This window comes from Embleya sp. NPDC008237 (assembly GCF_042956465.1).
GTDB lineage: Bacteria > Actinomycetota > Actinomycetes > Streptomycetales > Streptomycetaceae > Embleya.
On sequence record NZ_JBIBGL010000001.1, the window covers coordinates 379,411 to 403,270 of the forward strand.

General features: G+C 71.9%; 21 protein-coding genes, 2 tRNA genes and 1 pseudogene. 9 read left to right on the plus strand and 15 right to left on the minus strand.

Annotation, left to right across the window (positions count from 1 at the left end):
- Positions 1 to 4: 4 nt before the first annotated feature.
- Positions 5 to 1,132: an RNA polymerase sigma factor gene (locus ACFZBU_RS01540; RefSeq protein WP_391581408.1), complete on the plus strand. Its 1,128-nt coding sequence runs from the start codon at positions 5 to 7 to the stop codon at positions 1,130 to 1,132.
- A gap of 61 nt (positions 1,133 to 1,193) precedes the next feature.
- Positions 1,194 to 2,666, plus strand: coding sequence for an FGGY family carbohydrate kinase (locus ACFZBU_RS01545; protein WP_391581409.1), 1,473 nt, complete (start codon positions 1,194 to 1,196; stop codon positions 2,664 to 2,666).
- Between the two features lie 168 nt (positions 2,667 to 2,834).
- Here ACFZBU_RS01545 and ACFZBU_RS01550 read toward each other — a convergent pair whose 3' ends face one another.
- Entirely contained in the window at positions 2,835 to 3,134 is a 300-nt protein-coding gene (locus ACFZBU_RS01550) for a YtxH domain-containing protein (protein ID WP_391581410.1), read from the minus strand.
- A 162-nt stretch (positions 3,135 to 3,296) separates the two neighbouring features.
- Between ACFZBU_RS01550 and ACFZBU_RS01555 the strand changes: the two genes are divergently transcribed.
- Positions 3,297 to 3,372 (plus strand) — tRNA-Asn (locus tag ACFZBU_RS01555).
- Positions 3,373 to 3,431: 59 nt separating this feature from the next.
- On the opposite strand, the gene ACFZBU_RS01560 is transcribed toward ACFZBU_RS01555, so the two are convergent.
- Entirely contained in the window at positions 3,432 to 3,968 is a 537-nt protein-coding gene (locus ACFZBU_RS01560; RefSeq protein ID WP_391581411.1) for a nuclear transport factor 2 family protein, read from the minus strand.
- A gap of 107 nt (positions 3,969 to 4,075) precedes the next feature.
- Here ACFZBU_RS01560 and ACFZBU_RS01565 point away from each other — a divergent pair, with 107 nt between their 5' ends.
- Both ACFZBU_RS01565 and ACFZBU_RS01570 read left to right on the plus strand, forming a co-directional pair.
- The gene (locus ACFZBU_RS01565; RefSeq protein ID WP_391581412.1) at positions 4,076 to 5,050 is read left to right on the plus strand and encodes an LLM class flavin-dependent oxidoreductase; all 975 of its coding nucleotides are present in this window, start codon (positions 4,076 to 4,078) and stop codon (positions 5,048 to 5,050) included.
- Positions 5,051 to 5,275: 225 nt separating this feature from the next.
- Positions 5,276 to 5,349: transfer RNA gene (locus ACFZBU_RS01570), tRNA-Ile, on the plus strand.
- Positions 5,350 to 5,516: 167 nt separating this feature from the next.
- Here ACFZBU_RS01570 and ACFZBU_RS01575 read toward each other — a convergent pair.
- On the minus strand, positions 5,517 to 6,464 hold the full coding sequence (locus ACFZBU_RS01575) for an SGNH/GDSL hydrolase family protein (RefSeq protein ID WP_391581413.1): 948 nt from the start codon (positions 6,462 to 6,464) through the stop codon (positions 5,517 to 5,519).
- A 352-nt stretch (positions 6,465 to 6,816) separates the two neighbouring features.
- On the opposite strand from ACFZBU_RS01575, the gene ACFZBU_RS01580 reads away from it, so the two are divergent.
- Positions 6,817 to 7,311, plus strand: a complete 495-nt coding sequence (locus ACFZBU_RS01580; protein ID WP_391581414.1) for a DUF3145 domain-containing protein — start codon at positions 6,817 to 6,819, stop codon at positions 7,309 to 7,311.
- A 347-nt stretch (positions 7,312 to 7,658) separates the two neighbouring features.
- On the opposite strand, the gene ACFZBU_RS01585 is transcribed toward ACFZBU_RS01580, so the two are convergent.
- The 10 genes and pseudogenes from ACFZBU_RS01585 to ACFZBU_RS01630 all read right to left on the minus strand — a co-directional run bounded on the left by ACFZBU_RS01585 (position 7,659) and on the right by ACFZBU_RS01630 (position 18,343).
- A complete protein-coding gene (locus ACFZBU_RS01585; protein ID WP_391581782.1) occupies positions 7,659 to 9,104 on the minus strand; it encodes an acyl-CoA carboxylase subunit beta in 1,446 nt (481 codons plus the stop codon).
- 103 nt (positions 9,105 to 9,207) lie between these two features.
- Positions 9,208 to 10,509: a beta-ketoacyl-ACP synthase II gene (gene fabF, locus ACFZBU_RS01590; protein ID WP_391581415.1), complete on the minus strand. Its 1,302-nt coding sequence runs from the start codon at positions 10,507 to 10,509 to the stop codon at positions 9,208 to 9,210.
- Between the two features lie 133 nt (positions 10,510 to 10,642).
- Positions 10,643 to 10,888: an acyl carrier protein gene (locus ACFZBU_RS01595; protein ID WP_391581416.1), complete on the minus strand. Its 246-nt coding sequence runs from the start codon at positions 10,886 to 10,888 to the stop codon at positions 10,643 to 10,645.
- 80 nt (positions 10,889 to 10,968) lie between these two features.
- Positions 10,969 to 11,979, minus strand: a complete 1,011-nt coding sequence (locus ACFZBU_RS01600; protein ID WP_391581417.1) for a beta-ketoacyl-ACP synthase III — start codon at positions 11,977 to 11,979, stop codon at positions 10,969 to 10,971.
- A 319-nt stretch (positions 11,980 to 12,298) separates the two neighbouring features.
- A pseudogene (locus tag ACFZBU_RS01605) lies at positions 12,299 to 13,234 on the minus strand (ACP S-malonyltransferase); the annotation flags it as partial.
- Between the two features lie 97 nt (positions 13,235 to 13,331).
- A complete protein-coding gene (locus ACFZBU_RS01610; RefSeq protein ID WP_391581418.1) occupies positions 13,332 to 14,498 on the minus strand; it encodes a PucR family transcriptional regulator in 1,167 nt (388 codons plus the stop codon).
- Positions 14,499 to 14,759: 261 nt separating this feature from the next.
- On the minus strand, positions 14,760 to 15,488 hold the full coding sequence (locus ACFZBU_RS01615; RefSeq protein ID WP_391581419.1) for an adenosylcobinamide amidohydrolase: 729 nt from the start codon (positions 15,486 to 15,488) through the stop codon (positions 14,760 to 14,762).
- Positions 15,485 to 16,297 (minus strand): ABC transporter ATP-binding protein, encoded by an 813-nt coding sequence (locus ACFZBU_RS01620; protein ID WP_391581420.1) that lies wholly within the window; start codon positions 16,295 to 16,297, stop codon positions 15,485 to 15,487. Before ACFZBU_RS01620 ends, ACFZBU_RS01615 begins: the two co-directional genes overlap by 4 nt.
- A complete protein-coding gene (locus ACFZBU_RS01625) occupies positions 16,294 to 17,328 on the minus strand; it encodes a FecCD family ABC transporter permease (RefSeq protein ID WP_391581421.1) in 1,035 nt (344 codons plus the stop codon). Before ACFZBU_RS01625 ends, ACFZBU_RS01620 begins: the two co-directional genes overlap by 4 nt.
- A 28-nt stretch (positions 17,329 to 17,356) precedes the next feature.
- A complete protein-coding gene (locus ACFZBU_RS01630; RefSeq protein WP_391581422.1) occupies positions 17,357 to 18,343 on the minus strand; it encodes an ABC transporter substrate-binding protein in 987 nt (328 codons plus the stop codon).
- Between the two features lie 350 nt (positions 18,344 to 18,693).
- Between ACFZBU_RS01630 and ACFZBU_RS01635 the strand changes: the two genes are divergently transcribed.
- From ACFZBU_RS01635 to ACFZBU_RS01645, 3 genes are all read left to right on the plus strand, one after another.
- Positions 18,694 to 19,431 carry a pirin family protein gene (locus tag ACFZBU_RS01635; RefSeq protein WP_391581423.1) on the plus strand — a complete coding sequence of 246 codons (738 nt, stop codon included), beginning with the start codon at positions 18,694 to 18,696 and terminating at the stop codon, positions 19,429 to 19,431.
- Positions 19,432 to 19,521: 90 nt separating this feature from the next.
- Positions 19,522 to 20,001: a MerR family transcriptional regulator gene (locus ACFZBU_RS01640; protein ID WP_391581424.1), complete on the plus strand. Its 480-nt coding sequence runs from the start codon at positions 19,522 to 19,524 to the stop codon at positions 19,999 to 20,001.
- On the plus strand, positions 19,964 to 20,977 hold the full coding sequence (locus ACFZBU_RS01645) for an aldo/keto reductase (RefSeq protein WP_391581425.1): 1,014 nt from the start codon (positions 19,964 to 19,966) through the stop codon (positions 20,975 to 20,977). The genes ACFZBU_RS01640 and ACFZBU_RS01645 overlap by 38 nt, the downstream gene beginning before the upstream one ends.
- Before the next feature lie 71 nt (positions 20,978 to 21,048).
- Here ACFZBU_RS01645 and ACFZBU_RS01650 read toward each other — a convergent pair whose 3' ends face one another.
- Both ACFZBU_RS01650 and ACFZBU_RS01655 read right to left on the minus strand, forming a co-directional pair.
- On the minus strand, positions 21,049 to 22,209 hold the full coding sequence (locus ACFZBU_RS01650) for a hypothetical protein (protein ID WP_391581426.1): 1,161 nt from the start codon (positions 22,207 to 22,209) through the stop codon (positions 21,049 to 21,051).
- Positions 22,206 to 23,594 (minus strand): hypothetical protein, encoded by a 1,389-nt coding sequence (locus ACFZBU_RS01655; protein WP_391581783.1) that lies wholly within the window; start codon positions 23,592 to 23,594, stop codon positions 22,206 to 22,208. The genes ACFZBU_RS01650 and ACFZBU_RS01655 overlap by 4 nt, the downstream gene beginning before the upstream one ends.
- Between the last annotated feature and the right edge of the window lie 266 nt (positions 23,595 to 23,860).

Genomic DNA, 23,860 nt, shown 5'->3' on the forward strand with positions numbered 1-23,860 from the left:
GAAGGTGCATCGGCACACCAGAGGGGGGAAAACGCCCGGCGGAGACCCCACCCATACGGATCGGACGGATGAGCCTGAACCGGGCCCGGCCACCGTCCTCACGGAGTACGTCACCCCAGGAACCGCGCCACCCGCGCCACCCGCACCGGCCACGGCCGAGGACGTCGAGCGACCGGCCGCCGACGATGCCCCGCGGGACGCCCCGCGCACCACGGAGTCCGGCGGCTCGGCCGCCGACCTGCTGCGCCAGTACCTGCGCGAGATCGGCCGGGTGCCGCTGCTGAGCGCCGCGGACGAGGTGGACCTGGCCCGTCGGGTCGAGGCCGGCCTGTTCGCCGGCGAACGCCTGCTCGACGACCCGCCCGCGGACCCCGCCGTCCGCGACGCGTTGACCACCCTGGTCCACGACGGCGAACGGGCCAAGCGCCGCCTGATCGAGGCCAACCTGCGCCTGGTCGTCTCGATCGCCAAGCGCTACGTCGGACGCGGCCTGGGCCTGCTCGACCTGGTCCAGGAGGGCAATCTGGGCCTGATCCGGGCGGTGGAGAAGTTCGACTACACCCGCGGCTACAAGTTCTCCACCTATGCGACCTGGTGGATCCGCCAGGCGATGAGCCGGGCGCTGGCCGACCAGGCGCGCACCATCCGGGTCCCGGTCCACGTGGTCGAACTGATCAACCGGGTGATCCGGGTGCAGCGCCGACTGCTCCAGGAACGCGGCGAGGAGCCCACCGCCGAGGACGTCGGCGAGGTGCTCGACCTGACCGCCGAGCGGGTCACCGAGATCCTGCGGCTGGCCCAGGAGCCGGTGTCCCTGCACACCCCCGTCGGCGAGGACGAGGTGCTGCTCGGGGACATCGTCGAGGACACCGACGCGACCTCCCCGGCCGAGGCCGCCGCGTCCCTGATGTTGCGCGAACACCTGGAGGCGCTGCTGTCCACGCTGGGCGACCGCGAGCGCCGGGTGGTGCAACTGCGCTACGGGCTGGCCGACGGCGAACCGCACACGCTGGAGGAGATCGGCCGGGTCTTCGGGGTGACCCGCGAGCGCATTCGCCAGATCGAGTCGCGCACGCTGTCCCGACTTCGCGAACGGTCCTACTCGGAGCAACTGCGAGGCTATCTCGACTGATCCTCGACCGTTGTGACCCGGAGACCGGTTGTCGTCGGTCGTCTGCTGTCAGAATTCGCCCATGCCGACAAGCCCGACACCCACCCTCGTCGCCGGGGTGCACTGCTCAGCGCGACAGTTGCGCATCCTCGTCTGCGACGCCGCGACCGGTACGCCCCTGCGCCAGGGGCGCGCCGCGTACGCCGAGGGCGCCGCGACCACGCCGGGCGCGTGGTTGCGGGCCTTCGGCGAGGCCGCGGCGGACGGCCTCCTCGACGGCGTGGCGGCGATCGCGGTGGCCGCACAGAACCACGGCGCGGTCCCGCTGGACGCACAGGGTGTGATCCTGGGGCATCCGCTGCCCGGGGACGACCCCGGCGCCTCCGGGGCCGCCGCGGACCTCGTCGACGCACTCGGCGGGCCGGCCGCATGGACCGCCGCGACCGGCTCGGTGCCGGGCTCGTCCTCGGCGATCGCCCAACTGCGCCGATTCGCCCGGTTCGAACCCGAGGCGGTGACCCGGATCGCCTCCGTGCTGCTGCCGCACGACTGGGTCACCTGGCAACTGCTCGGCTGTCCGCCGGACCCGGTCACCGACCGCGCGGACGCCTCCACCACCGGCTACTACGCCACCACGGGAGAGTGGCGTGCGGACCTGCTGCACCTGGCCATCGGTCGGGTGCCGCGCACGCCGATCGTGCTGCCGCCGGGCGGCGTCGCGGGACACACCCCCGAAGGCATCCTGGTCTCGGCCGGCACCGGCGCCGAGGCGGCGCTGGCACTGGGCGCGGGGCTGTCCGACGGCGACGTGGTGGTCGCCATCGGTACCACCGGCACCGCGTTCGCGCCGCATCCGGTCTCGGTGGCCGATCCCACCGGCGTGGTCTCCTCCTACGCCGACGCCACCGGGCGGCACCTGCCGCTGGCGCGCACCCTCAACGCGGCCCGGGTGCTGCGCGGGACCGCGACGATGCTGGGGCTGGACGCCGACGAGTTCGACCGGGTCGCGCTGGAGTGCACGCCGGGCGCGTGCGGACTGGTCCTGGTGCCCTACCTCGACGGCGAGCAGATCCCCGACCTGCCGCACGCGGCGGGCACGCTCACCGGGCTGCGCCGGGAGAGCATGACGCCGGCGGCACTGGCCCGGGCCTCGGTGGAGGGCATGTTGTGCGGCATCTCGGACGCACTGGACGTGCTGCGCGATCGGGACGTGGTGGTGGACCGGGTGATCCTGGTCGGCCCCGGCGCCCGCTCGGCCGCGGTGTCCACGATCGCGCCGGCCCTGCTCGGCGTGCCCACCGCGGTGCCCGCGGCGTCGCTCGCCGGACGCTTCGTGGCCCAGGGTGCGGCCCGTCAGGCCGCGTGGGCGCTGTTCGGGGCGCTGCCGGCGTGGCCCTCGGGGGTCGGCGCCTTCGTGCAACCCCCCGAGGAGGAACTCGGACTCGGCGACGCGGTCCGGGCGCAGTACCGCGAGGTGCGCGATCGGCTGCACCCGGGCGCGGTGCCGCCTCCGCGCGAGGGCGCGGAGGTGGGTGGGCGCCACCGCAGGGGGTGACCGGACGGCGGATGCCGGCGCCGGCGGGGCGGGCCGGCGCCGGGCGAACCCGGTGTCCGACCCACCCCGCCGACGCCGCCGACCGTGGGTATCCGAAAACCTCCACGCGGGCCGCCCGGGGTCGCCACGAACCCGGTCCGCAGCCCGTTCATCCGCTGCTGCGGGCCGTTACAGCCCCTGTCCGTAGCGCGAGGTCGTCACCGACGTGCCGTTCGTGTGGTGTCGGCCGAACCGGTCCGGCAGGTGTCGTCCCACCCGCTCGGGCAGGTGGTCGCCGATGGCCCGACCGGCCTTGACGCCGGCCTCGCGGCCGAGTCCGGCCGCCGCGTGCCCGGCCTTGCGGGCAGGCGGGCTGCCCGCCACCGTGCCGGACAACTTCCGGATCTGCTCGTACCGCTCCCGCCCGGCCTTCGTCCCCAGGACGTAGCCGATGGCGAGGCCGGTGACGAAGGTGAGCTTGTTGATCATGATGTCCTCCGCGGTCGTGTGTCCCGCCCGTGCACGTCAGCGCCTACCCGGGCGCGGTGCGTGGGCAACCTGTGAGGTCCTACCGGAAAAACCCTGGTGCGGGCCACCCCCGGGAATGCGCTAATGTATTCCACGCAGCGACCGCCACACGGTCCGACGCAATCCCGCATAGCTCAATTGGCAGAGCAGCCGGCTGTTAACCGGCAGGTTATTGGTTCGAGTCCAATTGCGGGAGCCATCACGAGCGCCCGCCGGGTCCATCCGGCGGGCGTTCGTGCGTTGTGGAGCGGGTCCGGCTCACTCGCTTCCGGTGCGGGCCCAGAACTCCTGCCACGAGGGCCACGCCTGCGGGAGTCGGGCGTCCGTGATCAGCGGGTTGTTCGGAAAGTGGAACCGGTCGGGCACGGACAGCGGGTGTTCCAGGACGTCCGCCGCGTAGAACACCCGGGGCTTGCGGCTGCGGAAGTACCACCGCCCGTCCCGCCGTTCGTAGCGGTCCAGATACTGCATCGGCATCACCACCCACAGGTCGCCCACCTCGTGTTCGGGGCGGCAGTAGACCACCCCGGTGGCGTGATCCTCGTCCACCAGGTCGATCACGTGGTTCCCGATCAGGTGAAACGTGATCCCGTACGGGCGCAGGACCGGGTCGAACCACCGGGCCAGGGCATCCCGACCGACCCCGCCGTCACCCGTGCGCACGTCGTCCACGAACAGTGCGGCCAGCGCCGGCACGTCCCGACTGTCCAGTGCGAGCGCGTAGCGGGCGGCGAGTTGGCGGATCTGTTCGTGCGCCTCCAGGCGATCCAGCCGGGTGGTGATCGGGTCGGACATGCTGCCTCCGTAAGCTGACGGTCAGTCAGATATCACCGTGTCAGATGGCCGACCGAGGCGACGCCCCGGGTCGGCCCATCCGGGCACCCACCCGTGGGGAGCGTCGCGTGGTCAACGTCGGCATCTACCTGGACCTGCGCAATCCGGTCGAGTGGCGGCAGGACTGGTCCCGGCTGTACGCCTTCACCCTGGAACTGTGCGAGGAGGCGGACCGGCTCGGAGTGCACTCGATCTGGACCACCGAACACCACGGCTTCGAGGACGGCTACCTCAGCCAGCCGCTCACCCTGGCCGCCGCGATCGCCGCGCGCACCCGGCGGGCCCGGATCGGCACCGGCGTCACCATCGCGCCGCTGCGCCACCCGGCGCACCTGGCCGAGGAGGCCGCGATCGTGGACCTGATCGGCGGCGGCCGGCTGGAGCTGGGCATCGGCACCGGATACCGGCAGCCCGAGTACGACCTCTTCGACCGGACCGAGCTGCTCAGGACCCGGTTCGCGGCCACCGACGCGAGCGCCCGAGAGATCCGCCGGTTGTGGGAGAGCGGGACCATCACGCCGGCCCCGGTCCAGCGTCGGCCGCGGATCTGGCTCGGCTACCAGGGTCCGCAGGGCGCACGTCGGGCCGGACTGCTCGGCGAATCGCTGCTCACCGCGAACCCGGCGATGGCCGCGCCCTACCTGGACGGACTGCGCGAGGCGGGCCACGACCCGGCGGGCGCCCGGATGGCCGGACTGCTGAACGGCTGGATCACCGAGGATCCCGACCGGGACTGGCCGGTGGTCTCCCGGCACCTGGCGCACCAGTGGGACGGCTACCACCGCTACGCGGTCGAGGGCACCGACGCGGCGCCGCCGCGCCCGATCGACCCGGACCGGTGGCGGGCGCGGGGGCTGTCCGCGGCACCCGGCCACTTCCTGCACGCGACGCCCGAGGACGCGGCACGCGAGATTCGGGCGTACGTGGCCGATACGCCGATCGAGACGGTGTGGTTCTTCGCCTCGCTGAGCGGCATGGGCGAGGAGATGGTGCGCACCCACGTGACCACGCTGTGCTCACGGTTGGCGCCGCTGCTGGCCTGACCGGCGGCCCGGCCGGCCCGGCCGGCCCGGCGGGCGAGCGGAAGGGCGAATCGCGGCGACAGCCCGGTTCGGCGGCGGGCATGGCGCGCGCCGGCCCCGGTGCGACCCGGGGACGGGAAGCGAACACTTTCGGGCAGGATGAGACCACGCTCGCGAGGATCCCCCCGGGCGATGGTCGTGCCTGACCGGTTATGCTGCCTCAGGTTGTCCGGCAGCGGACGGCGAGGGGCGGTAGCTCAGCTGGTTAGAGCAGGGGACTCATAATCCTCTGGCCGTGGGTTCGAGTCCCACCCGCCCCACCCACTCAGGTCGGCGTCTCGCAGTGTGTTCTCGCGTCGTATGTCCCGGTCGGCTGCTTTCGTCACCATGCGTCGTCGCTGTGTGTCGTCGAGCGACTCTATTCCGTAGTCGAGTGAGAGCTTAGCGGGCTCGCCGGGGATTCCGGGAGGGAAATCACTCATACGGGCTATCCCCATGTATATCCCTGGCGGGACGTCACCTCCGCGAGCGTGCGCTGACCGGCCACGCTGGGGTGGAACCAGTCCCAGTGGCTGACGTCGTTCTTGCCGAACCGCTGGGTGTTCACGACGCCGCCGTCGTAGCGGCAGTTGGACCAGGACGAACACACCTCGCGCAGCTTCGCGTTGTAGGCGGTGACCCGGTCGCGCACCCGCTGCCGGCGGTCCAGCGCCGCGGGCTTGGCCGACTGCGGGTCCTCCAGCATCGTCTGGCACACGTTCGCCATCGACCACACCGCGCGGGCCACCATCTCGTCGTGGCCGGTCTCCCACATCCGCCCCAGGTCCGGCACGCTGACCACGAGCACCCGCGCGTGCGGCAGTCCCTCGCGCAACACCGACAGCGCGTCGCGGAACTGGCTCTCGAACGTGCCCGGCGAGGTCATCTCGGCCTCGGTGCGGCGGCACGCGTCGTTGGCACCCATCAGGATCGTCACGTAGTCGGCCCGCTCCCGGACCGCCTCGCGGGCCTGGCCGGCCAGATCCGACATCCGGGCGCCTGTCTCGGCGTTGTTGAACACCGCGTCCGCGGGCAACCCCAGCCGCTTGGCGTGACTGTTCACGTCGGAAGAGGTGCCGGTGGCCCAGGACTTTTCCGGGCAGTCCCGCAGCGGCGAGCACGAGTCGAAGCCGCGGGTGATCGAGTCGCCCAGGGCCGCCATCGAGCGCGGCCGCGGCGGGGCGGTCGCGGTCGCCGGCGCGTCCGGAGTGGGCACGAGCGCCTTTGCGTTGGGCTGTTCGGACGCGCTCGGGTTGCCGGGCTTGCCGGTCTTCCCCCCACTCGGCTCGGCCGCCGCGCCGGCCCCGACCGCGGCCGGCGCGGCACTCTTGCCCCCGGCCGAGTCGTTACAGGAGGACAGCGTCAACAAGGTCGCGACCATCGTCGCGGTTGCCACCCCTACTCGTCGTTTCCCACCCACGCCGCCCCCTCCGACCCCTAGCATCGACACGACGATGTCCATCGACGGTACGTCACTCCTTCGTGTGAAGGCCGACACTGCCGGGAGTGGCGTTGTCGGCGGCCGGGCACGTTGAGTGCAGTGGCTCACCATTCCGAGACGGTGAGTAACGAATTGTTCCTTCGCATCGGACAATTGCCCACATGTGATTACGGACAGCAACTGGTGCCTGTGGTACATCCGTGGTCCGTGGGGCACAATGGAAGACCGGGATTCGAACAGGCAGTCCGAGACAAGGCTTGAGGCCGCTGGGGAAGGCGAACCTCGTCCTTGAAGCCTGGAGGTCCCGGTGACGACACGTGGAGTTCTGTACGTGCACTCCGCGCCGCGTGCGCTGTGCCCGCACGTCGAGTGGGCCGCAGCGGGCGTTCTTGGCGTGCGCGTGAGTCTTGACTGGGTCCGCCAGCCGGTGGCGCCCGGCATGTTGCGGGCCGAGCTGTCCTGGCAGGGCGCGCCCGGTACTGCGTCGCGCCTGGCCTCGGCGCTGCGCGGGTGGCACCTGCTGCGCTTCGAGGCCACCGAGGAGCCCTCGGCCAATGCCGAGGGGGAGCGCTACAGCAACACCCCCGACCTCGGTATCTTCCACGCGGTCACGGGGGCGCACGGCGACATCCTGATCCCCGAGGATCGGCTGCGCGCGGTGCTCGGTCGTGCGGCGCGCGGCGAGGTCGACCTGCGTACCGAGGTGGAGAAGCTGCTCGGCAAGCCGTGGGACGACGAGTTGGAGCCCTTCCGCTACGCGGGGGAGGGCACGCCGGTGCGCTGGTTGCACCAGGTGGTCTGAGCGTGGCGGGCGGGCCTGCGACGGCGGCCGGAGCGGCCGGGGAGAAGACATACGTATAGACATACCGACGCGGGGGGCCCTTCCGAATCATCCGGAAGGGCCCCCCGCGTCTCCGCCTTCGGGCCCATCGGGGCCGCGGGAGTACCGGGTGCCGGGTGCGGACCGAGATCCGCAGACGCAACCCAGGCCGTGTCCGGCGGATCTCGGTGGGGCCGCGCCGCCCGGCACCGCGCCTCGCCGCACCGGAGAAACGGCCGAATGGAACCACTATGCGGCTGCTTCTCCGGCACGCCGAGCCACGGCACCGGACGACGCGACCTCATCCACCAAGATCCACCGGATACGGCCTAGAGCGGGATGTTGCCGTGTGCGCCGCGGGTTCGCGGGGCGGCGGCGATCGCCTTCGCGATCGCGAGCCGGCTCTCGTCCGGGTCGATCACCTCGTCCACGACGCCGATCTCGATCGCCCGGTCCAGGCCGCCCGCGACCTTCTCGTGCTCGGCCGCCAGCTCCAGTTCGACCTGCGGCTTCAGCTCGTCCGGAACCTCCGCGAGCCGGCGGCGGTGCAGGATGCGCACGGCGGCGACCGCGCCCATCACCGCGACCTCGGCGGTCGGCCAGGCCAGTACCCGAGTCGCGCCCAGCGAGCGCGAGTTCATCGCGATGTACGCCCCGCCGTACGCCTTGCGGGTGACCATCGTCACGCGCGGCACGACGCACTCGCCGAACGCGTGCAGCAGCTTCGCGCCGCGGCGCACCACGCCGTCCCACTCCTGGCCCACGCCGGGCAGGTAGCCGGGCACGTCCACTACCACCACGAGCGGCACGCCGAACGCGTCGCACATGCGCACGAAGCGCGAGGCCTTCTCGGCCGACGCCGAGTCCAGGCAACCGCCCAGCCGCAGTGGGTTGTTCGCGACCAGGCCGACGGTGCGCCCGCCGAGCCGGCCGAGTGTGGTGACGATGTTCGGCGCCCACTTGGGGTGCAGTTCCTGGCCGGGCTCGTCCAGCAGCCCGTCGACCACCGGGTGCACGTCGTAGGCGCGCTTGGCGGACTCGGGCAGCAGCGCGCCCAGTTCGCGGCGGTCGAGGGTGGCCGGGTCGATCTCGCCCTGGTTGGCCAGCAGGTCGGCCAGGCCGCGGGCCCGGTCGATCGCGTCCTGCTCGGACTCGGCGACCACGTGCACGACGCCGCTGCGCCGGCCGTGCGGCTCGGGGCCGCCCAGGCGCAGCGCGTCGACGTCCTCACCGGTGACCGAGCGGACCACGTCCGGTCCGGTGACGAAGATGCGGCCCTCGGGCGCCAGGATCACGATGTCGGTGAGCGCGGGTCCGTAGGCCGCGCCGCCGGCGGCCGCGCCGAGCACGACCGAGATCTGTGGGATGCGACCCGAGGCCATGGTCATCGCGTGGAAGATCCGGCCCACCGCGTGCAGGCTCGCCACCCCCTCCTGGAGGCGGGCGCCGCCGGAGTGGAACAGGGCGATGATCGGCGCCTGCTCGGCCATCGCGCGCTGGTAGGCCTCGACCACGATGGCGCAGCCCTCTTCGCCCATCGCCCCGCCCTGGACGGTGGGGTCCGACGCGTAGGCCACCACGCGGGCGCCGTTGATCGTGCCGACACAGGCGAGAGTGCCCGAGGTGGTCTCGTAGGCCGAGATCTCCTCGTACGAACCCGGATCGACCAGCTTCCGCAGCCGCAGTCTCGGGTTGCGCGGGTCGTCGTCGCGGTGTGGACGGGTGGGCCGGGCGGTGGGCGCGGGTGCGGCCTCGGTGCCGGGTCGGTTGTCCATCACGGTCACGGCTGTCTGGTCCGTCCTGCCGACCGCGGCACGCGCGCCGGGCATGGTGCGGCCCGGCGGCACGCGTCGCGAGCCGGCGCAAGGAGTTCGGGGGTCACCCGAACGTGCGGAAGGCGACGACGACGTTGTGGCCGCCGAAGCCGAACGAGTTGTTGAGGGCGACGACGTTGCCGTCGGGCAGGGTGCGCGGCTCGTCCCGGATGACGTCCAGGTCGACCTCGTCGTCGAGGTCGTCCACGTTGATCGTGGGCGGCGCCGTGCGGTGGTACAGGGCGAGTACCGTGGCGACCGACTCGACCGCGCCGGTGCCGCCGAGCAGGTGGCCGGTCATCGACTTGGTGCTGGTGACGGTGACCTTGTCGGCCGCCGCGTCGCCCAGCGTGGCGCGGATCGCCTTGAGTTCGGTGACGTCGCCCGCCGGGGTCGAGGTGCCGTGCGCGTTGACGTGCACGACCTCCTCCGGCTCGATCGCGCCGTCCGCCAGGGCCAGGGCCATCGCCCGGGCGATGTCGCGGCCGGTCGGCTCGGGCTGGGCGATGTGGTGGCCGTCGGAGCTGAGTCCGGCGCCCGCGACCTCGGCGTACACGCGCGCTCCGCGGGCCGCCGCGTATTCGGCGCTCTCCAGGACCAGGACGCCCGCGCCCTCGCCCATCACGAAGCCGTCGCGGCCCTTGTCGTACGGGCGCGACGCGCGCTGCGGCTCGTCGTTGCGCTTGGACATCGCCATCATGTTCGCGAAGGCGGCCATCGGCAGCGGGTGGATCGCCGCCTCGGTACCGCCGCAGACGACCACGTCGGCGCGGCCGGAACGGATCATCTCCAGGCCGTAGGCGACCGCCTCGGCGCCGGAGGCGCACGCGCTGACGGGGGTGTGCACACCGGCCCGCGCGCCCAGCTCGATGCCGACGTTGGCGGCCGGGCTGTTGGGCATGAGCATCGGGACGGTGAGCGGGCCGACCCGGCGCGGGCCCTTCTCGCGGAAGGTGTCCCACGCGTCGAGCAGGGTGGTCACGCCGCCGATGCCGGACGCGATGACCACACCGAGGCGGACCGGGTCCACCACGAGCGCGTCCGGGGCGTCCTCGTTCGCGGTGTTCTTCGCCGCGTAGCCGGCGTCCAGCCAGGCCTCGCGGGCGGCGATCATCGCGAACTGGCCGGACCGGTCCAGGCGACGCGCCTCGACCTTGGGCATGACCTCGAGTGGCTCGACGGCGATCCGCGCGGCGAAGGTCACCGGCAGCTCCGCGGCCCATTCCTCGGTCAGCGCCCGCGCGCCGGACGTGCCCGCGAGCAGCGCGGACCACGTGGTCGCGACATCGCCGCCGACCGGCGTGGTCGCGCCCAGACCGGTGACGACCACGGTTCGCGCGGCGTCGTTGCGCTCGGTCGACTTCACTGTCTTCTCACTCTCACGCTCTTGTTTCGGGGATCCGGCGGCCGAGCGGGCCGGGGCCCGGTGTGGCCGAGACGGACCGGGCCGGACTCGCGGACGCGGGTCCGGCCCGGAAAACGGCCGTACTACATCCGACCTAGGCGGCCTTGACGATGTAGTCCACCGCGTCGCGAACGGTCTTGAGGCCCTTGACGTCGTCGTCCGGGATCTTGACCTCGAACTTCTCCTCGGCCGCCACGACGACCTCGACCATCGACAGCGAGTCCACGTCCAGGTCGTCGATGAAGGACTTGTCCAGCTCGACCTCGTCCTGCGGGACGCCGGCGATCTCGTTCACGATGTCGGCGAGGCCCGCGAGGACCTCTTCCTGGCTGGCAGCCATGTTGCTCCTTGATTCGAATCTTCTGCGGTGACGGGTACTGCGTGTGTGTTGCTCGTCCGCCGGCGTGGACCGACGGGGGACTACGGAAGCGTAATGACCTGGCCCGCGTAGACGAGGCCGGCCCCGAATCCCATGATCAGTGCGGTTCCGCCGCTGACCGCTTCGCCGCTTTCGAGCATGCGCTCCATGGCGAGCGGGATGGACGCGGCGGAGGTGTTTCCGTTCTCGGCGATGTCGCGGGCGACCGGCACCTCGGCGGGCAGCTTCAGCGCCTTGATCATCGCGTCGGTGATGCGCATGTTGGCCTGGTGCGGGATGAACGCGTCCAGGTCCTCGGCCTTGATGCCGGCCGCGTCCAACGCCTGCTCGCAGACCTTGGCCATCTCCCACACGGCCCACCGGAAGACCTTCTGGCCCTCCATCTTGAGCGTGGGGAACTCCTGCTCGGGCCGGTCGCGCAGCTCGTTCCAGTCGACGGTCTGGGTGATCGCCTCGGACTGCGAGCCGTCGGAACCCCACACGACCGGGCCGATGCCCGGCGTGCTCGAGGGACCGATCACCACGGCGCCCGCGCCGTCGCCGAAGATGAACGCGGTGCCGCGGTCCGCCAGGTTGGTCAGGTCGCTCAGTCGCTCGACCCCGATCACCAGGACGTACTCGGCACTGCCACCGCGGACCATGTCACTGGCCAGCGAGACGCCGTAGCAGAAGCCGGCGCAGGCCGCGGAGACGTCGAATGCCGCCGCCCGCCCGCCGCCCGCACCCAGGCGGTGGGCGATCTCGGTCGCGATCGCCGGGGTCTGCTTGAGGTGCGTGACCGTCGAGACGATCACGCAACCCACCTGCGACGCATCCAGACCGGCGTGCGCGAGTGCCTTGCCCGCCGCGGCGATGGACATCTCCGCGACGGTCTCCTCGGCGGAGGCCCAGCGCCGGGTCTTGATCCCGGAACGGGTCTGGATCCACTCGTCGGACGAGTCGATCCGGTCCACCAGTTCGGAATTGGGCACGATCCGAGCCGGGCGGTATCCACCGACGCCGAGGATGCGCGCGTGTGCGGCTCCGGCGCGGGGGGTGATGGAAGCGGTCACGCGTGGTCCTCCCGTACGGGTTCGAGGCCGGGTGGGTTCGCGGCCGGGTGCGGAGCGGGTGTTGCGACGTGTGTCACAGCGCGCTCTGCGGGTGGATGCGCAACAGCGGCATGCCGGGCGCGACCGGGTCGCCGTCCTCGACGAGCCACTCGACCACGGTGCCGCCGTGCGGAACGGTGATGCTCTGCTCGTCGCGGTGCGAGCGCACCGTGGCGACCCGGGCACCGGGCACCAGGGCGTCGCCCGACTTGATGTCGGTGAGTTCGATGATGCCCTTGAACGGCGCGACCACCAGGCGCCACGTGGGCGAGGCGTCGATCGCGCTGGGGCTGCCGTGCCGCTCGACCAGCTTGCGGGCCGCCTCCAGGTCGTCCGGGGTCTTGAGGGCGACCGTCTCCACGCCGGGCAGGGCGCGCTTGGCCAGACCGGTCAGGGTGCCCGCCGGGGCCACTTCGATCAGACCGGTGACGCCTAGGTCCTTCATGGTCTCCATGCACAGGTCCCAGCGCACCGGGTTGGAGACCTGGGTGACCAGCCGCCCGACCACGGCGCGGCCGTCGTGCAGCACGGCGCCGTCGGAGTTGGAGATGAACGGGGTGCGCGGGTCGCGCACGGTGACGCCCGGGACCAGCTCGGCGAGCCGGTCCACCGCGGAGGCCATGTGCTCGGTGTGGAAGGCACCGGCCACCGACAGGGGACGTACGCGGGCCTTCTCCGGCGGGTCGGCGGCGAACGCGGCGAGCTGCTCCAGGGTGCCGGCCGCGACGATCTGGCCCGCACCGTTCATGTTCGCCGGGGTGAGCCCGTGTTCGGCGATCTTCGCGAGCACCGTCTCCGGGTCGCCGCCGAGTACCGCGCTCATGCCGGTCCGCGTGACGGCCGCGGCTGCGGCCATCGCCTTGCCGCGCTCGCGCACGATGGTCATCGCCGACTCGGCGGTGATCACGCCGGTGCCGGCGGCGGCGGTCAGCTCGCCGACGCTGTGGCCGGCGGCGGCGCCGACCACGCGGTAGGCGTCGGAGGGGTGCGGGAACAGGGCCAGGGCGGCCACCAGACCCGAGGCGACGAGCAGCGGCTGGGCCACCGCCGTGTCCCGGATCTCGTCCGCGTCGGCCTTGGTGCCGTAGTGGATCAGGTCGAGGCCCGTGACGGCGGACCACCAGCGCAGCCGATCGGCCACACCGTCGAGGTCGAGCCAAGGGGCGAGGAATCCGGGCGTCTGGGCACCCTGTCCGGGAGCGACGAGTACGAGCACGAGGTCAAGCCTCTCTCCTGCGAGGGGTGTGAGCCCCTTATCGGCAGGGACGAAGATCCGATGGTGACTTTGTGGGTTTCCTACAAAATAGTCTCGACTAGATCTCGATTGCGGCGAGCCGGCCGAGGATCAGCGAGACCTGGAGGGTGAATGCGGAACGGGTCTCCGTCGGTACGAGTCCGGTCACGTCGACGACGCGTCGCAGCCGGTAGCGCACGGTATTCGGGTGTACGAAGAGCATTCGGGCGGCCCCCTCCAGGCTCGCCGCCTGCTCCAGGTACACGGAGAGTGTCTCCAACAATGCGGAGCCCGCCGCGTGCAGAGGTATGTAGATCTCCTCCACCAACTGCTCCCGGGCCTCCTCGTCACCCGCGAGCGCCCGCTCGGGCAGGAGATCGTCGGCGGACACCGGGCGCGGAGCGTCCGGCCACGCGACGCAGGCCCGGTGTCCCGACATCGCCGCCTGCGCCGAGCGCACCGCGGCCAGCAGGTCCGGCACCTCGGGGCCGACCACCACCGGGCCCGGGCCGAACTGGCCGATCAGCGAGCGGGTGGCCCGGATCGGATCGTCGGTGCCGCCCAGGATCACCACGAGCCGTTCGCCCTGGACGCCGGTGAGCACGTTGAGTCGGGCGTGTCGGCCCGCCCGGTGGATGCCGTCCACCACCGCCTGGGAGTCCGCGTCCGGCGCGTTGCCCACCACCACCATGACCGAGTCCGGCGAGCCCCAGCCCAGCGCCGAGGCGCGGGAGAGGATGCCCTCGTCCGCCTCGCCGCGCAGCAGCGAGTGCACGACCAGCGCCTCCAGTCGCGCGTCCCACGCGCCGCGCGTCTCGGCGGCGTGCGCGTACACCTGCGCGGTGGCGAAGGCGATCTCGCGGGAGTACAGCAACAGTGCCTCGCGCAGCGCCTGTTCGTAGCCGGGCGCGGCAAGCGTGGCGATCTCGGCCTCGACCACCTCGATCGTGGTGCGGATCAACTCCACCGTGTGCGGCAGCGTGATGGTGCGGGTCAACTCGCGCGGCGCGGTGCCGAACACGTCGGCGCTGACCTTCTGCGGGGTCTCCGGATGCCGGAACCACTCGGTGAACGCGGAGATACCCGCCTGGGCTACCAGGCCGATCCAGGAACGGTTGTCGGCGGGCATGTTCCGGTACCAGGGGAGTGCCTCGTCCATCCTGGCCAGCGCCGCTCCGGCCAGTGCGCCGGCGGACTTCTCCAGCCTGCGGACGGTCGCGGCGCGCAAATCGGGCTTGGAACTCACAGGGCCATCATCCTCCGGCTGTCGGGCGACTTCGTCGCCGGCTCGCGAGGCACCACTTTTTTCTCTCCTCCGCTTCGCCCCGGACCACGAGGTCTTGGTTTGCGGCTCCGCCGCTCTCCGCGCCGCGCGCGTCGATCACCGGGGGCGGCGAGGGTCGGGGGCGCTGACGTGCCGGGGGTGGGCGGTGGGGGCTGTACCGGGGGGTTGCTGTGGTGGCCGGGGGAACGGGTGCCGCTTCCGGGGGTTGCGTCGTGGGTGGGGTCAGCGCTCTTGGGGTGGGGGTGGCTTCGGGGTGGTGTGTCTGCGGTGGCGGTCGTCGAGGGCGCCGCGCAGTACCGCCGTGTACACCGCTCGGGCCAGGCGGGCGCCCCATAGGGAGCGTGGACCGCCGAAGGGTTCCGTCGGCCGGGACGGATTCGGTGTGTGGGCGGCGACGCAGACCGCGTCGGAGGGGGTTCCGGTGCACGCGTAGCCGGCGTCGAGGAGGGCTTGGACCTTTGCCTCGGTGGCTGTGGCCACCGCGTTGATCAAGGCCGCGTCGGAGAGGGCGGCGGGGACGGCGGCGAGGATGTTGATGGTGCCGGGGGGCGGTGCCCCGGGGCGGCCCGGGACGGGGGCGGCGGCCCAGGTGGGGATGCCGATCCCGGTGGTGACCGCGGCCTCGACGCCCTCGTCGGCGCCGTGCGTCCAGGCGGTGACGTCGGCGGCGGTCATCAGGCCGACCCCGGCTCCGGTCAGGCCCAACGGCGCGGCCACCTCGGTCAGGTGGGCGACCGGGTCCATCCGGTCGTAGCCGGGTCGGACCTGGAGGTTGAGCACCCACGCGCGCTCGCCGATGCCGCCGCCGAGCAGCGCGGAGGAGGCCATCCGCCAGTGCGGGCCGGCGCGCCACACCAGGGCCGGGCGGCGGGTGCCGTCCTCGTCGCGCCACACCGTGCGTGGGCGCAGCAGTTCGGCCGGTGTCTCGCGCGGCCGCGGCAGCGTGCTCACGCGGACCCCTCGGCGGTGTCCCGGCCCGCGTGCCCCGGTCGGATCAGGTGCACCCGCGGGCGGCCGTCCGGACCCGGCTCCACCGATACGCGGGCCTGGTAATGCTCGGCGATCGACCGGGGGGTGAGCACCTCGGCGGCCGACCCGGACGCCACCGGGCGCCCGTCGACCAGCATCAGCAACCGGTCCGCGTACTGCGCGGCGACGCCCAGGTCGTGCAGTGTGGTGAGCACCGTGAGGCCGTCGTCGCGGCGCAGCCCGTCCACGATCTCCAGCACCTGCTGCTGATGACCCAGATCGAGCGCGGTGGTCGGCTCGTCCAGGAGCAGTACCGGCGCCTGCTGGGTGAGCGCCCGGGCCAGCACCACCCGCTGCCGCTCGCCGCCGGAGAGCCGGCCCACGTCGCGGCCCGCGAACGCACCCAGGTCCAGTCGCTCGATCACCTCGTCGGTGATCGCCCGGTCGCGTCGGCCCGGCCGGGCCAGATAGCCCAGATGCGGCGTGCGGCCGAGCAGGATGTACTCGTGCACCGGCATCTGCGCCGGTACCACCGGGCTCTGCGCGGTGTAGGCGATGCCGCGGCCCAATTCGCGCCGGGTGAGCTCACGGACCGGGCGGCCGGCCACGCTGATCGAACCCAGGTAGGGCAGCAGCCCGGCGACCGCCTTGAGCAGCGTGGACTTGCCCGCGCCGTTGGGGCCGATCACCGCGAGCCACTCGCCGGGTTCGACGTCCGCGTCCACCCCGCGCAGCACCGGCACCCGGTCACGGTCCACGCCGGTGTCGCGCAGCACCAGGCGGGCGCTCACACGTCCACCTTGCGGGTGCCGCGCAGCACGAACACGAAGAAGGGTGCGCCGACGAACGCGGTCACCACGCCGATCGGCAGTTCGCCGGGTGCGGTGATCGTGCGCGCGAGCAGGTCGGTGAGCACCAGGAACGCCGCGCCGCACAGCAGCGACATGGGCAGGACACGGCGATAGCTGCCGCCGACGAAGCGGCGCACGATGTGCGGCACGACGATGCCGACGAAGCCGATCAGGCCGCTGATCGCGACCGCGGACGCGGTGGCCAGGGAGGCGGCGAGCAGCACCACCAGGCGGACCCGGCCGGCCCGGACGCCCAGGCCCGCGGCCTCCTCGTCGCCGACCGACATGACGTCGAGCAGGCGTCCGTGCAGGAGCAGCACCGCGGTGCTCAGCAGTGCGTACGGCAGGATCATCCGCAGGTCGGCCCAGCCGATCCCGGACAGCCGGCCGAAGATCCACGAGTAGATCCGGCGCAGTTCGTCGGTGTTGGCGGACTGCACGTAGGTCTGTGCGGAGGCCAGGAACTGGGCGACCGCGACGCCGGCCAGGACCAGGTTCGCGGTGCCGTCGGAGCGGCTCGTGCTCGCGCCGAGCCCGTAGGCGAGCAGCACGCCGCCCATCGCGCCGACGAACGAGGCGAGCGGCACCACCGGGATCCCGCCCACGCTGTTCCCGTCCGCGTACACGATCACCAGCGTCGCGCCCAGTCCCGCGCCGGAGGCCGCGCCGAGCAGGTACGGATCGGCCAGCGGGTTGCGAAAGACGCCCTGATAGCCGGCGCCGGCCATGGCCAGCAGCCCGCCCACGGTCACCGCGGCCAGCACCCGGGGCAGCCGCAGGTCCATCAGGACCGCGTACTGGACCGGGGACAGGCCGTGGTCGAGGTGCACGAAGGGCAGCTTGTCCAACAGCGCGAGCAGCACCCCGCTCGCGGGCAGATCGGCCGCCCCGACGCTCAGGGCGAGCACGACGACGCCGACCAGCAGTACGCCCGCGCCGAGCAGGGGCATTACCGCCGGTCGGGATCGCATGGGCAGGAGATCCCGCACGAGCCGGCCGTCAGCCCTGCGTCGCGCCGGCCTTGGTGACCGCCTCCGACACGGCCCGGACCAGGTCCACCACGCGCGGGCCCCAGCGCGAGGCGATGTCGTCGTCGAGCGCGACCACGCCGCCCTTGCGCACCGCGGTCACCCGGTCCCAGCCCGGCCGCTTGCCGACCTCGTCGGCGTTTTGGCCGCAGCACTTGGTGTCGGCGAGGAAGACCAGATCGGGGTTGGCCTGCACGAGGTATTCGGCGGACAACTGCGGGTAGCCGGTGCCGGCCTTGTCCGCCTCGTCGGCGATGTTCTTCAGGCCGAACTGTGCGTACACCTGACCGAGGAAGGTCTTGGAGGTCGAGGTGTAGAGCGTGTTGTCCAACTCGTGGAAGTAGCTCAGCTGCTTCGCCGGCTTGGGCGTCGCCGCGACGACGGCCGCGATGTCGCTCTTCATCTTCGCCGCCACCTCGCCGGCCTGCTTGGCGTGTCCGGTGGCCGTGCCCAGCGTGGTCAGCTGCGCGTACGAGTCGTCGAAGGTCTTCGCCGCCGGCGTCAGCACGACCGGGATCTTGAGCTTGCCCAAGGACGCGACCAGGCCGTCGATGTCGTCCGAGACGACCACGAGGTCGGGCGTGTAGTTGGTGATCGCCTCGATGTTCGGCTTGAAGCCGGACAGCTTGGTCTTGGGCGCGCTCGCCGGGAAGTTCGACTGGTCGTCCACCGCGGTGACTTGGCCGCCGGCACCGATCGCGAACAACATCTCGGTGGCGCTGGGCGCGAGCGAGACGATCTTCTTCGGGGCGCTCGCGATGGTGACCTTGGCGCCGCCGGAGTCCACGGTCGCCGGGAACGCCTTGGTGTCGGGACCCGACCCGGCCGAGGTGCCGGTCGCCGCCGGCGTGCCCTGGGTCTTGTCGTCCTTCGAGTCGTCCGAGTCACCGCAACCGGTGAGGACGAGCGCGCCGAGCAGCAGCACGGCGGCGGAACGAAGCAGGGGTACGGATCTCAACGAAGACTCCAGGTCCTTCGACGCGGCAGGCGTCGGGACCCGTGGAGACGGATCGCCCCTCCTGCGAGGCCGATGTCGTCGGCGCGAACGAGGCGACCCGGCTCGTCCCCGACCTCCCGGGCGTCCGGGCGGGGCATCACGGTTGCGGGACAGCGCCGGGATCCCACCGGACTTCGCTGCGTTCGACGCCGTCGGCGACAAACCGGCCGCCGACGCGCGAACGATATCAACCGGCCCGTTCACCCTCGGTGATGGGGGCCGGATTCCGGGCGATCCGCCGGCAATCGGGCGCCGCCCGCCCCGGGCGTGGCACGGGAACAGCCCGCGCCCGGTCCGTGGTTGAAGCGGGCATGACCACAATCGACGTGCGCCGGGCCGGCGAACGCTTCCACACGCGCGCGGGCTGGCTCGACTCGCACCACAGCTTCTCCTTCAGTCGCCACTACGCGCCGGACAACACCCATTTCGGGCTGCTCCTGGTCAGCAACGACGACGTGGTGGCTCCGGGTACCGGCTTCGACACCCATCCGCATCGGGACATGGAGATCGTCACGTGGGTGCTCTCCGGCTCCCTGGTGCACCAGGATTCCGAGGGGCACAACGGGATCATCCACCCGGGCCTGGCCCAGCGGATGAGCGCCGGCCGGGGGATTCTGCACTCGGAGAAGAACGACGCGGCCGGCTCGTCGGACCCGGTGCACTTCGTGCAGATGTGGGTGGCTCCCGACGAGGACGGGATCACTCCGGGTTACCAGCAGCAGGACGTGCGCACCGAACTGGAGCGCGGCGGCCTGGTGCCGATCGCGTCCGGGCGGCCCGGGCACGACGCGGCGATCCGGATCCACCAGAAGGACGCCGCGCTGCATGTGGCGCAGCTGCCCGCCGGTGGCACCGCGACACTGCCGGACGCGCCGTTCGTGCACGTGTTCGTCGCCCGCGGGATCGTCGACCTGGAGGGCGCCGGCGCGCTCGCGGCGGGTGACGCGGTGCGCCTGTCCGACGCCGGGGGACAGCGGCTCACCGCCTTCCCGGACGGCCCGGCCGAGGTGCTCGTGTGGGAGATGCACGCGGGGTTGACGCTCGCGTGAAGGCTCGGGCTTGCTTGGAGTGCGCTCCAACTCCGTAGCGTTCGTCTCGTGCCCGCCCATCGGGGCGGGCTTCCCACCGGAGGCTCCACCATGTCGGCCACGCAGCAGGTCACCGCACCCGAGGACTACGAGGTCGGCAAGTACTCGATCGGCGAAGTGGTCGAGCGCACCGGTCTGACCGCGCACACGCTGCGCTGGTACGAGCGGATCGGCCTGATGCGGCACGTGAACCGGCAGGGGCCCCGGACGGGAGGCAACGGGAACGGGCGGGGGAGTCGGCGTCGCTACAGCGACCACGACCTCGACTGGCTGGAATTCGTCGGCAAGATGCGGCTGACCGGCATGCCGGTGGCGGACATGCTCCGCTACGCGGAACTGGTCCGCCGGGGCGACGAGACCCGGCCCGATCGCCGAGAGTTGCTGGAGGACCACCGCGAGGAGGTCCGCAACCGAATCAGCGACCTCCAGAGCTGCCTGCTCGTGATCGACCACAAGATCCGGATGTACGCGGACGCGGAGCGGAGTGACGACGATGAGCACGACGAAGACGAACACTCTCAAACTGGGTGACCGGGGCCCCGAGGTCTTCGCCCAGGGCCTGGGCTGCATGGGCATGAGCGCCTTCTACGCGGGCGCCGAGCACAACGAGTCGGTGGCCACCCTGGAGCGCGCCCTCGAATTGGGCGTCACCCTGTTCGACACCTCGGACATGTACGGCCCGCACACCAACGAGGAACTGCTCGGCGCCTTCCTCGCCGAGGGCGGCCGACGCGAGCGGGTCACCCTGGCCACCAAGTTCGCGATCAACGTCACGCCCGAGGGCGAGCGCGAGATCCGTGGCGACGCGGCCTACGTCAAGCAGGCCGCCGAGGCCAGCCTGCGCCGGCTGCGCACCGACGTGATCGACCTGTACTACATGCACCGCCGCGACGTCCGGGTGCCGATCGAGGAGACCGTCGGCGCGATGGCGGAGCTGGTACGCGAGGGCAAGGTGCGCCACCTGGGTCTGTCCGAGGTGACCGCCAAGGAGCTGCACGCGGCGGCGGCCGTGCACCCGATCGCCGCCGTGCAGTCCGAGTGGAGCCTGTTCACCCGCGACATCGAGGACAGCGTGGTGCCGGCCACTCGCGAGGTGGGCGCGGCGCTGGTCGCCTACTCGCCGCTCGGGCGGGGTTTCCTGACCGGTGCCTGGGCCACCGCCGACACCTTGCCCGAGGGTGACTTCCGCCGTTTCCAGCCGCGCTTCACCGGCGACAACGCCGCCGCCAACGCGGCCATCCTGGCGCCGGTGCGGGCGATCGCCGAGGCCCACGGCGCCACCCCGGCACAGGTCGCGCTCGCCTGGGTGCAGTCGCGCACCGCGGCGTGGGGCCTGTCGGTGGTGCCGATTCCGGGTACCACCAAGCGGCACCGCCTGGAGGAGAACGTGGGCGCGGTCGACCTGGTGCTCACGGAGGCCGAACTGGCCGCACTCGAACCGATCGCCGGGCAGGTCACCGGGGCGCGCTACCCGGACATGACGGCGACCTTCAACGACCGCGACTAGGCCGTGTCCGGCCTGTCCGATCCCACCGGGCCGGGTCGGCCCGAGGCCGCTTCGCCCGACGCGGGGCGGCCTCAGCCGCGTCGGCGGCCCTCACGCTCCAGCCGGTCCGCCACGTGCGGCCGGAGCAGCCCGTCGAAGCCCGATTCGCGGATCCGGCGGGTCAACTCGGACGGTGTCGTGTGCAACGCGCTCGCGGTCGCGACCAGATCCCATTCGTGCGCACGCAGGGTGGCGAGCAGGTGGCCCCGGCGGGTCTGCGCCGGGGACAGCCGAAACGTCTTGCAGTACGCGAGTCGGCCGTCCTCGTGGGTGATGCGCTCACCGATGTGGTTCTCCTCGTCGAGCCGGAACGAGGGCAGGAATCGAGTGAGCTCGAACGACCCCATCCGGTACACCGATTCACTCGTGTAGGCGCCCTCGCCGGTGAGACCGGCCAACATCAGCCGGTGGAAACGTTCCCACGAGAGGGACTGCTCGGCTGCCTCCCGGCGCAGGTCCGCGAGCGAGGACACCCGCTCGCTCTCGATCCCCACGACGAAATCCGGTACCGCCTCGACGTAGTTGGCGTAGTGGAACAGCGCCTCGCCGTACAGGTCTTCGAGCAGCGTCGTGTGCAGGGCCCGGTAGTCGGCCGGATGCGGCACCACGAACACGCTCGCGAGCGTGTCCGCGACGTACAGCGCGACCCCGCACTGGCCCGGATGAATCTCGAACACCTTGAGCGCATCGGCCAGTCCGCGCACCGCACAACCGCAGAAGGCCTCCTCCGTGCGGGGCGACAATCCCTTGCGCACGGCCCGGTCGGTCCATTCCTCCCACACGATCGACGGCCCGCCGAAGTGCAACGAGAGATATCCCTCCAGGGCCAGGTGCATCGGCAGAAACCGCAGCCGATTGCTGCTCTCCCGGTGGGCCATGCGCCGCAACGCCCGCCTGGGCGCCCGCATCTTCGCGTGCGAAGGCGTCGCCGGCCGCTCCTGGAGCTGGGTGCCGAAGGCCGCCGACGGCTCGGCGTCGGCGCCCCAGGACGCCACGAACGCGTGCGGGATGAAGGACTGGTAGCAGGTGCCGTCGCCGAGATCGACGATCGAGGGGTCGTCGGCATCGTAGACGCGCCGATCCAGCCGCAGGCCCACCAGCGGCTCCTCGCGTACGAGCGGTACCAGCCGGATCGCGCCCCACACCTGTGCGGGCCGGGCCACCAGCCCGGTCGCCGCGAATTTGCCGCTCATACCCCCGCCTTCCGGGCCCGGAACCGGTCCTGACGCTCCGCCAGGTAGTGCCGCAGCTCCGCGAAGCCGGCCCGGCCCTCGGCGAACCGGGCCAACTCGACCAGCGCCGGCACGTCCTCCGCGTCGCGCACCCCGACCGTCGGCACGCTCGCCGACAGCCGCTTCACGTCGAAGCCGTCCGCGTCGTACACGGGATTGAGATGCACCACGGTGGTCGCCCCGTCCGGGTCCAGCCGCTCGCGCCACACCCGCAGTACCTCGGCGGCCAGTCCCGGCGGGCTGTTGTCCCAGCCGTCGGAGACCACGACCAGGCGGTCCGGGGCCAGTTCGAGCGCGTCGATCAGCCGTTCGCCCAGCGGCGTGGGGCCGCTCGGCCGCACCAGCAGCGGGTCGTGCAGTCCCGAGGTCCACAGACCGGTGAAGTCGCGGGCGAGTGCCTTCAACAGGAATCGACAGGCCAGCGCGACCGCCAGCGGGCGCTGTCGCTTCGTGGTCGACCCGAACGAGGAGAAGCTGTCGTCGAGCACGGCCACGACCCGGCCCCAGGACCCCGCCGCATCCCCCGCCGCACGACGTGCGGACTCGGTCAGCGCCTGCCGCAGTTCGTCGTATCGGGCGGTGCGCTGGGCACGGGTCAGGGACAACACGTAGGACGCCAGCCGGGTCAGCGGCATCCGGCCGAGTTCCGCCCGCACCGCGCCGGCCCCGGCCCGCTCGCCGGTGCCCTGCAGGCGCAGCCGCTCCAGCCGGGTCAGTTGCGGGGCGATCTTCTCCAGGAACGTCGCACGCTTGATGCCGTGCTTGGACGCGAGCCCCTCGGCGACGGTGTACGGCAGGTCGTACAGCGCACTCTGCGCGTAGTGCGCCCGTCGCCAGGTCTCGAACAGCGGCGTGTCGAAGGCCGCCACCCTGCGGGTCGCGGTGAACAGGAAGGTGCCGGTCTCGGCGGGCGCGCGCAGATGCGCGTGCCGCATCGTCGCCTTCACCCCGGACCGGTACTTCACCGCGTCGAAGACCGGATCACGACGACCCGCCGTCCAGTCGCGCATGATCGCGCGCGTACGCCGATTGTTGACGCCGCGTCGGGCCAGTTCACGAAAGAGCTTGAAGACCCTTTGAGGTGCCATCAGTTCCAGCCGGCGTGCGATCAGTTCGCCCTCGCGGCGGCGCACCTCGGGAGTCAGGTCGCGGCTGCTCTCCAGCAGGTGCCGGACGATCAGGGCCGCGTTGAAGTCGTTGATGTCCAGCGCGAGGGTGGCGGCGTAGAGCTCGCGGTAGTTGCCCACGATGTACTCGTGCAGGAATTGCACCGACAACCGTTGTGCGTCCGCGTCGTCGCGGAACTCACGCTGGCCGGTGGCGGTCACCGCCGCGTTGACGAACATCACCACGTCTTCGCACGCGGCCAGGTCCCGGCGGTCCACGACGCATCCCCTCGGCCGGACAAAAGCTGATGCCGGCCGGGGAATGGAGGCGCGAACAGCGAAGTGACGCTTAAGAGGCGATTCCGAAAGTCGCAGCCGAAGTCCCGCGGCCGGCCCGGAGAGTCTAGACCCGGGACCGTGCCGAAGGCTCGGCAAATATGGCTCGGCAAATATGGCTCGGCAGAAGGGCTCGGCACCCAGGGCTCGGCAGGTACGGCCCGAAGGCT

Coding starts and splice junctions, on each gene's coding strand:
- ACFZBU_RS01640 (WP_391581424.1), top strand. CDS start 19,522: ATGTCGGCCACGCAGCAGGTCACCGCACCCGAGGACTACGAGGTCGGC.
- ACFZBU_RS01595 (WP_391581416.1), bottom strand. CDS start 10,888: ATGGCTGCCAGCCAGGAAGAGGTCCTCGCGGGCCTCGCCGACATCGTG.
- ACFZBU_RS01635 (WP_391581423.1), top strand. CDS start 18,694: ATGACCACAATCGACGTGCGCCGGGCCGGCGAACGCTTCCACACGCGC.
- ACFZBU_RS01545 (WP_391581409.1), top strand. CDS start 1,194: ATGCCGACAAGCCCGACACCCACCCTCGTCGCCGGGGTGCACTGCTCA.
- ACFZBU_RS01560 (WP_391581411.1), bottom strand. CDS start 3,968: ATGTCCGACCCGATCACCACCCGGCTGGATCGCCTGGAGGCGCACGAA.
- ACFZBU_RS01645 (WP_391581425.1), top strand. CDS start 19,964: ATGAGCACGACGAAGACGAACACTCTCAAACTGGGTGACCGGGGCCCC.
- ACFZBU_RS01625 (WP_391581421.1), bottom strand. CDS start 17,328: ATGCGATCCCGACCGGCGGTAATGCCCCTGCTCGGCGCGGGCGTACTG.
- ACFZBU_RS01585 (WP_391581782.1), bottom strand. CDS start 9,104: ATGGACAACCGACCCGGCACCGAGGCCGCACCCGCGCCCACCGCCCGG.
- ACFZBU_RS01550 (WP_391581410.1), bottom strand. CDS start 3,134: ATGATCAACAAGCTCACCTTCGTCACCGGCCTCGCCATCGGCTACGTC.
- ACFZBU_RS01650 (WP_391581426.1), bottom strand. CDS start 22,209: ATGAGCGGCAAATTCGCGGCGACCGGGCTGGTGGCCCGGCCCGCACAG.
- ACFZBU_RS01655 (WP_391581783.1), bottom strand. CDS start 23,594: ATGTTCGTCAACGCGGCGGTGACCGCCACCGGCCAGCGTGAGTTCCGC.